The organism is Mycobacterium sp. (genome assembly GCF_049278535.1).
In the GTDB taxonomy this organism is placed as follows: Bacteria; Actinomycetota; Actinomycetes; order Mycobacteriales; family Mycobacteriaceae; genus Mycobacterium.
The window spans coordinates 1-10,483 of sequence record NZ_JBAPMI010000009.1 but is presented as its reverse complement, the minus strand read 5'-3'; the positions used below and the strand labels follow the sequence as shown (position 1 = coordinate 10,483).

General features: G+C 65.6%; 9 protein-coding genes and 1 pseudogene. 3 read left to right on the top strand and 7 right to left on the bottom strand.

Annotated elements, in window-relative coordinates; translation table 11 throughout:
* Positions 1-108 precede the first annotated feature (108 nt).
* Positions 109-2,373: an ATP-dependent DNA ligase gene (locus WAO18_RS00535; RefSeq protein ID WP_422202981.1), complete on the top strand. Its 2,265-nt coding sequence runs from the start codon at positions 109-111 to the stop codon at positions 2,371-2,373.
* On the opposite strand, the gene rnhA is transcribed toward WAO18_RS00535, so the two are convergent.
* Both rnhA and WAO18_RS00525 read right to left on the bottom strand, forming a co-directional pair.
* Positions 2,355-2,810, bottom strand: a complete 456-nt coding sequence (gene rnhA / locus WAO18_RS00530) for a ribonuclease HI (RefSeq protein ID WP_422202983.1) — start codon at positions 2,808-2,810, stop codon at positions 2,355-2,357. The genes WAO18_RS00535 and rnhA overlap by 19 nt on opposite strands.
* Positions 2,811-2,878: 68 nt before the next feature.
* Positions 2,879-3,517, bottom strand: a complete 639-nt coding sequence (locus WAO18_RS00525; protein ID WP_422202979.1) for a glyoxalase — start codon at positions 3,515-3,517, stop codon at positions 2,879-2,881.
* Between the two features lie 19 nt (positions 3,518-3,536).
* On the opposite strand from WAO18_RS00525, the gene WAO18_RS00520 reads away from it, so the two are divergent.
* Positions 3,537-5,471 carry a fumarylacetoacetate hydrolase family protein gene (locus WAO18_RS00520; protein WP_422202977.1) on the top strand — a complete coding sequence of 645 codons (1,935 nt, stop codon included), beginning with the start codon at positions 3,537-3,539 and terminating at the stop codon, positions 5,469-5,471.
* 2 nt (positions 5,472-5,473) lie between these two features.
* On the opposite strand, the gene WAO18_RS00515 is transcribed toward WAO18_RS00520, so the two are convergent.
* A complete protein-coding gene (locus WAO18_RS00515; RefSeq protein ID WP_422202975.1) occupies positions 5,474-6,391 on the bottom strand; it encodes an SAM-dependent methyltransferase in 918 nt (305 codons plus the stop codon).
* A gap of 70 nt (positions 6,392-6,461) precedes the next feature.
* Here WAO18_RS00515 and WAO18_RS00510 point away from each other — a divergent pair, with 70 nt between their 5' ends.
* The gene (locus WAO18_RS00510; RefSeq protein ID WP_422202973.1) at positions 6,462-7,268 is read left to right on the top strand and encodes an enoyl-CoA hydratase/isomerase family protein; all 807 of its coding nucleotides are present in this window, start codon (positions 6,462-6,464) and stop codon (positions 7,266-7,268) included.
* 57 nt (positions 7,269-7,325) lie between these two features.
* Here the strand turns inward: WAO18_RS00510 and WAO18_RS00505 are convergent, their stop codons facing one another.
* The 4 genes and pseudogenes from WAO18_RS00505 to WAO18_RS00490 form a co-directional block, all read right to left on the bottom strand.
* A complete protein-coding gene (locus WAO18_RS00505; RefSeq protein ID WP_422202971.1) occupies positions 7,326-8,192 on the bottom strand; it encodes a TIGR03619 family F420-dependent LLM class oxidoreductase in 867 nt (288 codons plus the stop codon).
* A 60-nt stretch (positions 8,193-8,252) separates the two neighbouring features.
* Complete coding sequence (locus WAO18_RS00500; protein ID WP_422202969.1) at positions 8,253-9,008, bottom strand: sulfate transporter; 756 nt, start codon at positions 9,006-9,008, stop codon at positions 8,253-8,255.
* A 153-nt stretch (positions 9,009-9,161) separates the two neighbouring features.
* A complete protein-coding gene (locus WAO18_RS00495; protein ID WP_422202967.1) occupies positions 9,162-10,313 on the bottom strand; it encodes a DUF4873 domain-containing protein in 1,152 nt (383 codons plus the stop codon).
* Positions 10,310-10,483 (bottom strand): annotated as a pseudogene (locus WAO18_RS00490) (diiron oxygenase); the annotation flags it as partial. The gene WAO18_RS00495 and the pseudogene WAO18_RS00490, both read right to left, overlap by 4 nt.

The window sequence follows — 10,483 nt, the reverse complement described above, 5'->3', positions numbered from 1 at the left end:
ACTTAAACGTCTTAGTGGGTCTTGTCACGGTGTGCTGGCTCACAATTGGCGAAAATGCCGTCCATAAGTGGTGGTGAGGTGCGGTAACGACCGGCGTAGGTTGACATCATGACGCCGCGGGTGAAGTTGACCAACGCCGACAAGGTGTTGTATCCCGCCACTGGAACCACCAAAGCGGACGTGTTCGACTACTACACCGGCATCGCCGAAGTGATGGTGCCGCACATCGCCGGACGCGCGGCCACCCGCAAACGCTGGCCCAACGGGGTCGAAGAGTCGTCGTTCTTCGAAAAGCAGCTTGCCGCTTCGGCGCCGGAGTGGCTGCCGCGCGGCAGCATTACCCATCGATCCGGTACCACGACGTATCCGATCATCGACAGTGCCGACGGCCTGGCCTGGATCGGCCAGCAGGCCGCGCTGGAAGTGCATGTGCCGCAATGGCGTTTCGAGGCCGAGTGGACACGCAAAGGCGAAGTGCTCAAGCCGGGCCCGGCCACCCGCCTGGTGTTCGACCTCGATCCAGGTGAGGGCGTAACGATGGCTCAGCTGGCCGAGGTCGCCAGGGCCGTCCGCGACCTGATCGCCGACGTCGGGCTGACCACGTTTCCGCTCACCAGCGGCAGCAAGGGGATGCACCTCTACTGTCCGCTCGACAAACCAGTGAGCAGCCGGGGTGCGTCGGTGCTGGCCAAACGCGTTGCACAGCAATTGGAAACGTCGATGCCCAAGCTGGTCACCTCCACGATGACCAAGAGTGTGCGGGCCGGCAAGGTGTTCGTCGACTGGAGTCAGAACAACGGCTCGAAGACCACCATCGCACCGTACTCGTTGCGGGGTCGCGAACACCCGACCGTCGCCGCGCCGCGCAGCTGGGAGGAACTGGACGACAAGAAGTTGCGCCAGCTACGCTACGACGAGGTGCTGAAGCGGATCGAGCGTGACGGAGATATGTTGGCGCCGTTGGACGCCGACGTGCGGACCGCCGATCGGCTGACCAAATACCGCAGCATGCGCGACGCTTCCAAGACGCCCGAGCCGGTGCCCAGCACCAAACTTGCTGTCGGCCAGGGCAATACCTTCGTCATCCAGGAACATCATGCCCGGCGGCTGCACTACGACTTCCGCCTTGAACGCGACGGCGTGCTGGTGTCTTGGGCGGTGCCGAAGAATCTCCCCGAAACCACCGCGGTCAACCACCTGGCCGTCCACACCGAGGACCATCCGCTGGAGTATGGCAGTTTCGAGGGGACGATTCCGAAGGGGGAGTACGGCGGCGGCAAGGTGATCATCTGGGACGCCGGCACTTACGACACCGAGAAGTTTCGCGATGACGGAGACAAGGGTGAAGTCATCGTCACTTTGCACGGCCAGCGGATCACCGGGCGGTACGCGTTGATCCAGACCAACGGCGACCAGTGGCTGGCGCACCGGATGAAAGACCAGCACGTCTTCGAGTTCGACGAGCTGTCTCCGATGCTGGCGACCCACGGCTCGGTGGCAGGCCTGAAGGCATCCCAGTGGGCGTTCGAAGCCAAGTGGGACGGCTACCGACTTCTGGTGGAAGCGGACCACGGCGAGGTACGGTTGCGATCTCGCAGCGGACGCGACGTCACCAAGGAGTTTCCTCAATTGGATTCGCTCGCAGACGATCTCGCTGATCACCATGCGGTGCTCGACGGCGAGGTGGTAGCCCTCGATGCGTCCGGCGTGCCGAGTTTCTCCGAGATGCAGAACCGGGCGCGGGCCACCCGCATCGAGTTCCGGGCGTTCGATCTTCTCTACCTTGATGGGCGGTCGCTGCTGCGGGCCAAATATCGCGACCGGCGAAAGTTGTTGGAAACGCTCGCTTCTGGTAGTGGCCTGAACGTGCCGGACTTGTTGCCGGGCGATGGCGATGAGGCGCTCGAATACTCGCGAAAACATCGGTGGGAAGGCGTGATCGCCAAGAAGCGCGACTCGACCTATCAGCCGGGCCGTCGCTCGGCGTCGTGGGTCAAGGACAAATACTGGAACACCCAAGAAGTGGTCATCGGCGGCTGGCGCGCCGGTGAGGGCGGGCGCACCAGCGGCATCGGATCGCTGTTGATCGGTATCCCCACCGCCGACGGGCTGCACTTCGCCGGACGGGTCGGCACCGGCTTCACCGAGCGTGACCTGGCCAACTTGAAGAAGACGCTGGCGCCGCTGCATACTGACGAATCCCCGTTCAATGCAAGGCTTTCCACCCAAGACGCCAAGGGTGTGACGTTCGTGAAGCCCACGCTGGTCGGCGAAGTCCGATACAGCGAATGGACATCGGACGACCGGCTGCGTCAACCCAGTTGGCGTGGGTTGCGACCGGACAAGGAACCCGGTCAGGTGGTGCGGGAGTAGACGGGGTTGATGGCTTCCTGCAGGCCGCGAGTCGCCAGCTCGTCGGCCAACTCGTTGTCGGCGACTCCCGAGTGACCCTTCACCCAGAACCACTCGACACGGTGCCGCGCGCAGGCGATCTGAAGCCGCTTCCAGAGGTCGACGTTCTTCACCGGCTGCTTGGCCGCGGTCTTCCACCCGTTGCGCTCCCAGCCCAACACCCACTTGGTGATGCCGTTCCGGACGTAGGTGCTGTCCGTGTAGAGATGCACGACCACTGGTCTGGTGAGTGCCTCCAACGCCATGATGGGCGCGGTCAATTCCATCCGGTTGTTGCTGGTTTCGCCCGCCTCGCCGCCGCACATCTGGCGGAGGTGCTCACCGTGGCGCAACACCGCACCCCAGCCGCCCGGGCCGGGGTTGGGTCGGCAGCCGCCGTCGGTATGGATGACGACGATGCGGTCGCCGGGTTCGGTCACGAGCCGAGGATAGGCAGAGCGTCGCGCCGTCGGGTCCGCAACACGCGTCAGACTTCGCGAATGTGAGACGAGATCAGCGCCGACCGGACCGACATTCCGAGATCGCGATGCCGCAGTGTGGTGATCCGACGTCCCGGCTGAACGGCGTCCTTGACCGGTGTTACGCGATCAGCGAAGAAGGCGGCGGTCGCGTCGATGTCGGCGACGACGTAGGTGATCCCCCAAAGAGTGGACGGACCCTCGCTGGTGATCTCCGGCGAACCGACGACTTCGATGATGACGTTTCCGAATCGGACGAAGACCTGGCGGATCGGTCGTCCGCCGAGGTCGCCGTCGCGCTCGCGGCGGGGCTTGACACCGATGGCGGCCAGCGCTTCGACCGTTCGACCCAGGTCGGGTGAGAACAGCACGATATGGTCGATGGCGATGACGCCGTTGGCGTGCTCGGCGGGCATGGCAAGGACCGCTTCTGAGCTCGTCGTGGGGATGCCGTCGAGGTCATCGCCCCAGCCGTCCGGCAGGCCGCGCAACGACCAACCGATGACGCCGGTGCCGCCGCCGGGCCCGGCCAGCCGGATGCTGACGCCGCCGACCCGGCAGACGGCATCGGAGTCCACCTGAAACCCGGCTCGCGTCCAGGCTTCGACCGGGTCGGCGACCTCGATTTCGGCGACAGTGATGGTCATAGTCGAATACGGTATCTCGATGCGGTGGATAACCTTTCGAGACGACAGCGACGAGCGGACCGCAGTGTTGTCCGGCGAAGCGATCCACGCGCTGGAGCCGGGCGTGGCTCTGCTCGACCTGATCGGGCGGGGGTCCGTCGGGCTGGCCGAAGCGGGGGAGGCCGCACTGCGTTCGGCGCCCACCGGGCGGCTCGATGAGGTGACGCTGATGGCGCCGATACCGCGGCCGCCGTCGATCCGGGACAGCCTGTGCTTCCTCGACCACATGCGCAACTGCCAGGCGGCCATGGGTGGCGGCCGGGTGCTCAAAGACACCTGGTACCAAATTCCGGCGTTCTACTTCGCCTGTCCGTCGACCGTTCTCGGCCCCTACGACGATGCTCCGATGGCGCCCGGAAGTGCTTGGCAGGACTTCGAGTTGGAGATCGCCGCAGTGATCGGGACACCAGGCAAAGACCTTTCGGTCGACGAAGCCGAACAGGCGATCATCGGCTACATGATCTTCAACGACTGGTCCGCGCGCGACCTGCAAATGCTGGAGGGCCAGTTGGCGATCGGTCAGGCCAAGGGCAAGGACAGCGGCGTCACCCTGGGCCCCTACCTGGTGACACCGGACGAACTCGAGCCCTACCGCCGCGACGGGAAGCTGAGCCTTGAGGTGACCGCACTGGTCAATGACGAGGTGATCGGTTCTGGATCGACCGGGCAGATGGATTGGAGCTTCCCCGAAGTCATCGCCTACGCCTCGCGTGGCGTAATGCTCAACCCCGGCGATGTTTTCGGTTCCGGAACGGTGCCGACCTGCACACTGGTGGAACATCTCGACTCAACGGCACCCGAGTCTTTCCGTGGCTGGCTGCACGACGGGGACGTCGTCACGCTTCGGGTGGAAGGCCTGGGGGAAACACGCCAAACAGTTCGGAAAACCCCTGTCCCGCAACCACTACCGGCCAGGCCAAATCCCGATGCCGCACCGGCGGCCACCCGGTTGAATCCGGCGCCGGCAAAGATTCCGTACACCCGCGGACTGCACGAGGTCGGAGACCGGGTGTGGGCCTGGCTGCTGCCGGACGGCGGGTTCGGCTGGAGCAACGCGGGTCTGGTTGCCGGCGATGGCGCGTCTTTGTTGGTGGACACGCTGTTCGACCTCCCGTTGACCCGCGAGATGCTGGCGACGATGGCACCCATCACCGACCGGGCGCCCATCGCCGACGCACTGATCACCCATTCCAACGGAGACCACACCCATGGCAACCAACTGCTGGACGGTGCGGTGCGCGTAATCGCCGCAACGGGAACCGCCGAGGAGATCGCCCACGGCATGGCTCCCGAGATGCTGGTGATGGCTCAAACCGCGGACCTTGGGCCCGTCGCGACCCCCTACTTGCGAGAACGGTTCGGGCCGTTCGATTTCGGTGGTATCACCCTGCGCAACGCAGACCAGACCTTCGACGATCGGCTGACGATCGAGGTCGGCGGTCGGCGGGTGGAACTGCTGAACCTCGGGCCGGCCCACACCGCCGCGGACTCGGTCGTGCACGTGCCCGACGCCGGGGTGTTGTTCGCCGGGGATCTGCTTTTCATCGGCTGCACACCGATCGTGTGGGCCGGGCCGATCGCCAACTGGGTCAATGCCTGCGATGCGATGATCGCGCTCGATGCGCCGACGGTGGTACCGGGCCACGGCCCGGTCACCGACCCGGACGGAATCCGCGCAGTGCGAAGCTATCTCGTCCACGTCGTAGAACAAGCCGAAGCCGCTTATCGCAAAGGGCTGTCATTCGTGGAGGCGGCCGACACAATCGACCTCGGCGAGTACGCGAGTTGGCTGGACGCCGAACGCGTCGTGATCAATGTTTACACGCGCTATCGCGAACTCGACTCCAACACACCGCAATTGCCTGCGATGGGATTGCTGGCGATGCAGGCCGAGTGGTTGGCCAAGCATTCGTAGGTCTAGCGGCGGGTCGCCCGGACGAAACCGATCGACGCGGGCGCGCTGCCTTGGGCGTCGTCTTCCAACGGTGCCAGCCCGGCCGAGGCGAACAGATCACCCAGGACCGATCGGTCGGCATCCCACCCGTGCTCTCGCAGGTAGGCCGTCACGTCGGTGTGCTCGCCGGGATACGTCAGGTCGGGAATGTGTAGGTCCAGGCCGTGTTCTTGCCAGCGGTCGGTCATGATCCGGGCCTGGTGCTGCTCCTTCTCGGTCCGGCCGCGCACCGATCCGTAGTCCCCGGCGAATCTGCTGCCGACGGCGCTGAGCGCGATCACGCTGTCGAGCATGCGCACCTCCGCCTCCTGCGGCAGAAAACCGATCAGCACTCCCTCCGCCAACCAGGCCGTCGGCTGGGTGGCGTCGAAGCCCGCGCCCCGCAGTGCCGCCGGCCAGTCCTCGCGAAGGTCGATGCCGATCGGATGATGCTCTGCTCCGGCGACCGCGCCGAGTTGGGACAGCGTGGTGGTCTTGAACTCGATGACCTCGGGCTGATCGATTTCGTAGATCGTCGTGCCCGCCGGCCACGAGAGCCGGTAGGGGCGGGCGTCGAGCCCGGACGCGACGATCACCACCTGGCGTACGCCCGCGCTGCTGGCGTCGGCGAAATAGTCGTCGTAAAAACGGGCTCGGGCGGCAAAGGTGTCGACCATCCGGGGAAAGCCGTCGCCGTCGTCGACGTCGACGAAATCGAGGTCACCCGAAGCGACTTTGGTGAAGAGGTTCAGCCCGACCGCGCGGACCAGCGGCTCGGCGAAGGGGTCGTCGATCACCGGGTTGCGGCGCCGGCTCGCCGCGGCGCGGGCCGCGGCGACCATCGTGGCGGTGGCGCCGACGCTGCTCGCCAAGTCCCAGCTGTCGCGGTCAGTTCTTGCCATGCGCGCTCTCCCCACTCCCTTTTCCCGCAACGCTAGGTGCCGACGCTGAGGGTTCCCTTACGGTTGCCCTATGGGTTCTGTCGAATTGGAAACGCTCGAGGACAACATCGCCGGCGTCACGTTGAACCGGCCCGACCGACTCAACGCCATCGACGGTTCCCTGATCAACGCCATGGACGACGCGTTGGATGCACTGAACAGCGGCGAGTTCCGGGCCGCGATCCTGACCGGCGCGGGGCGCGGGTTCTGCGCGGGGGCGGACCTGAGCGGCACCGGCGAGGCCTGGACGAAGAACGCGCCACACACCCCGGCGTTCAAGATCAACTACGACTCCCAGGTTCGGCTGGCCGACCTGTACACCCGGCTCTACGAGTTACCGATACCGGTGATCGCCGCGGTCAACGGCGTCGCAGTCGGCGGTGGGTTGGCATTCGCGCTGCACTCCGACATCCGGATCGCTTCCGAGCAAGCCCGGTTCGGCTCGGTATTCATCAAGGCGGGGTTCTCGTCGATGGACATGGGTACCAGCTACCTACTGCCGAAGATCGTCGGCGCCGGAGTGGCACGGGAATTGATGCTGACCGGCCGGATCATAGACGCGGACGAGGCGTATCGGATCAAGCTGGTGCACGAGGTGGTGCCGCCCGACGAGCTGATGGCTGCGGCACTCAAGATGGCCCGCTCGATTGTCGAGAACAACGCCTTCGGCGTGTGGCAGACCAAGATCGGGCTCAACACCGCGCTGGACGCGCCAAGTCTGCGGCACGCCATCGAGATCGAAAACCGCACCCAGATCCTGACCGGGTTCACTAACAACCCGACCGAAGCCGCCAAGGCGCACATGGAGAAGCGTGCGCCGGTGTGGGATCCGATGTAGCCGTTGGATTTTGGCGGCGGCCCGCTGCGCCCGGCTTCGCCGCGCTTACGACCGCCGCTAGGCTTTGGCGATCACTTTTTCGGCGAACCTCTCCAGATTGCGAATCTTGGTGTCGAGCGGTTCGGTGTCGGGTCCCATGATGTAAGGGATCCGGAAGCCGACGATCACGTCGGTGACGCCCTTGTCCTCGAGGCGCTTCACCCCGTCCAGAGTGAAGCCGTCGACCGAGATCACGTGGATCTCGAACGGGCCGGTCTTGCCTTCCTCCTCGCGGAGCTGCTTGAGCCGCCCGATCAGCCGGTCGAGTTCTTCGGGGTCGCCGCCGCCGTGCATCCAGCCGTCGGCGCGCGCCGCACGCCGTAATGCGGCGTCGGCGTGCCCACCGATCAGGATCGGAATCGGTTGTGTCGGAGCGGGAGTCATTCTCGTTTTGGGTATGTCGTAGAACTCACCGTGGAACTCGAAGTAGTCGCCGGTGGTCAGGCCACGGATGATCTCGATGCACTCGTCAATTCGCTTGCCGCGCTTGGCGAACGGGACACCCATCAGCTCGTAGTCCTCGGGCCACGGGCTGGTGCCCACGCCAAGGCCCACCCGATTGCCGATGAGCGCCGCCAGCGAGCCGGCCTGCTTGGCCACCAGTGCCGGCGGGCGGATCGGAAGCTTGAGGACGAAGAAGTTGAACCGCAGTGTCGACGTCACCGCGCCCAACGCGGCGGTCAGCACGAACGTCTCGATGAAGGCCTTGCCGTCAAGGAACTCACGGTTGCCGTCGGGTGTGTACGGATATTTGGAGTCCGACTCGAACGGGTAGGCGATGCTGTCCGCGATCGTCATGCTCGCGTACCCCGCCGCTTCGGCGGCTTTGGCCAGCGGAATGTAGAACGTCGGGTCGGTCATCGCCTCCGCGTAGCTGAAACGCACGCCGTCTCCTTATTTCGTCGACCGGGAATACCGCCCGAATACTAGGGCCCAGCAGATGTGTCAAAGCCGATTTTCCGGGCCGATGACGGCCCATACCGTCTTCCCGGCGGGCGTGGGCGCGGTGCCCCAGGCGCGAGACACCGACGCCACGATCGCCAGACCGGAGATCAGTTCTCCGCCGCGCCGTGGGTCCTCGTGGCGTACCGCGGGCGTCGAGCTGCCGTCATGCACTGAGACGGTGACTGTTTGGCCGTCGGTCTCCAGCGCGAGCGCCAGTCCGCCAACGGTGTGCTGCAGAACGTTTTCCACGAACACGTTGACCACCACGGTGGCGACCGGAATGAGGTCCTGGTAGCACCATTCGGCGAGTCGGCCCGCCACGAATTCCCGGGCCGTCCGCAAGCTGGCCAGTGCCGCCGGCAGTTTGGTGCCGGCCCGCAGCCGCGCCGGCTGAACGTCGGTGAGTGCGTCCAACGCCGCCTGGACCGTCGGGTGCAACCGTAGGTGGCGCGTTACACCGTGACGGGCGATGGTGTTTCGGCGGTCGGCGTGCCTGCACACCAGGTGGATCGGGACGGCGGGCCAGGTGTCCACCAGCCAGCGCGCACTGGTGAACACCGCCCACGCCGAGGGCGCGGGGACTTCCAGCCGGTCGACGTCGACCAATACCGCTTGCGGCTCGTCCAGCGCGGCCTGGACGATAGCGTCGCGCAGCCGCAGGTAGGTGCTGCTGTCGAGCACACCCTCGGCAGTGAGAACGCGCGTGGCTCCTGCGGTGTCCGTCGACACCGCCAACGGACTGACAGACTTATCCATCGGACGCCCACCGTCCGGAGTTAGCCATGCACTCGGCCACTTCCATAAGCTTGCTGTTGTCAATTGCCATTGAGCTCGCCCCGAAGGCCGAATACCCACTGGATTGGCCGAGCAACCCGTTAATCCGGCACGGAATCAGACCATGCGCGTCGGTTAGCTGAGCGGGACAGTTTGCAGCGGGAAGGGCGGCGCTCCCACCCCGGCAATCGAGTGCGTGCCCTGCGGTGTCTGCTCGGTGATGCGAGCCGTGGCGCTGCGTTCGCCGACCGTCAGGGTCATGGTGCGGGCGCGCACGAGCTCCACTGGCAAGCGATCGAAAACCGTTCCCTGCCAATGGTATTGACCGTCAATCGGCTCGATGTGGCCGGTCAGCAGGACCCGCACCTGTTCAGAGGTGTCAGCGGTGGTCAGGGTGGCCAGCCCGTCGTAGGTGGCGTCGTCACCGCCGAACGAAGATACGTCGAACGCCGAAGCAGGCAGTTGCCTCGACGGTTGGCGCAGGTGAACCCGCTCGTTGAACACCTGTTGCACGCTGCGCCGCACTTCAATGCGGCCCTGCGCTCCCAGAAGTCGCAGACATTCGACGACGTGGCGCATCGCTGCCCCGCTGTCCGGCCCACCGACCATGAAGTAGTTCGGGAATCCGTGCAGCGCCACCCTGGCGTACGGCTCGGCGCCGTCGACCCAGGCCTGCTGGATGCTCAGGTTGCGAGCGCCGACCAGTGTGTCGTGCGGGAGCCCGGCGCGCACGGCGAAGCCGGTGCCGTAGACGATGGCGTCGGCGTTGTGATGGACACCGTCGACGGTGCGGACCCCGACCGGGGTCACTTCCTCGATCGGCGACGTGATCACCTCGATGCGGCGGCGACGCGCGAAGGTTCGTCGCAGTCGAGCGACGGTCCGGCGGGGTGGAAGCGGCAAGACCGTGACCTTCGCACCGGAACGAGCCATCCGGTCGATCAGCTCGCCGGCAGCGGAGTCGGCGCCGAGGACGACCACCCGTCGGCCGGCCGGGTTGAAGTCCGTTTCGGGCATCGCCGCGTGGATAGCTGTACCGCGAAAGTCCCTGCGGCCGGGCAGATCTGGCAGCCGCGGGACCAACGGCGACTCGCAAGCGATCACGATGCGGCCGCGGCAGGTTTCACCGTCGTCGGTGGTCAGCGTCCAGGTGTCGGTGTCGTCGTTGAACACCGAGCTGATCACCTCGCGGTCGAAGATGACGAAGTCGTTGATCCCGGAATCAAGCAGCTCAGTCGCGGCGTCACCGTCGCCGACCAGGACGACGCCGTGCACGCGATCGGTCACAGGAATTTGGTGCGGGTCCAGCCGCGGCGCGCGATCGGGCCCATCAACCCGACCTCGGACAGAAACTCGGCCAGCGGCGCGAACCCGGCCACCTGAACTTCGTGACGGTGCGGGCTGTTGCGCGCGATTCTCCGGGCTTCCCGTGCGTTCAGACCCGCCCGGGCGTATTG

What these genes read in the sequence shown, in the direction of transcription:
- WAO18_RS00535 (WP_422202981.1), top strand. Translation starts at nt 109, where the DNA reads ATGACGCCGCGGGTGAAGTTGACCAACGCCGACAAGGTGTTGTATCCC.
- WAO18_RS00525 (WP_422202979.1), bottom strand. Translation starts at nt 3,517, where the DNA reads ATGACCATCACTGTCGCCGAAATCGAGGTCGCCGACCCGGTCGAAGCC.
- WAO18_RS00520 (WP_422202977.1), top strand. Translation starts at nt 3,537, where the DNA reads ATGCGGTGGATAACCTTTCGAGACGACAGCGACGAGCGGACCGCAGTG.
- WAO18_RS00515 (WP_422202975.1), bottom strand. Translation starts at nt 6,391, where the DNA reads ATGGCAAGAACTGACCGCGACAGCTGGGACTTGGCGAGCAGCGTCGGC.
- WAO18_RS00510 (WP_422202973.1), top strand. Translation starts at nt 6,462, where the DNA reads ATGGGTTCTGTCGAATTGGAAACGCTCGAGGACAACATCGCCGGCGTC.
- WAO18_RS00500 (WP_422202969.1), bottom strand. Translation starts at nt 9,008, where the DNA reads ATGGATAAGTCTGTCAGTCCGTTGGCGGTGTCGACGGACACCGCAGGA.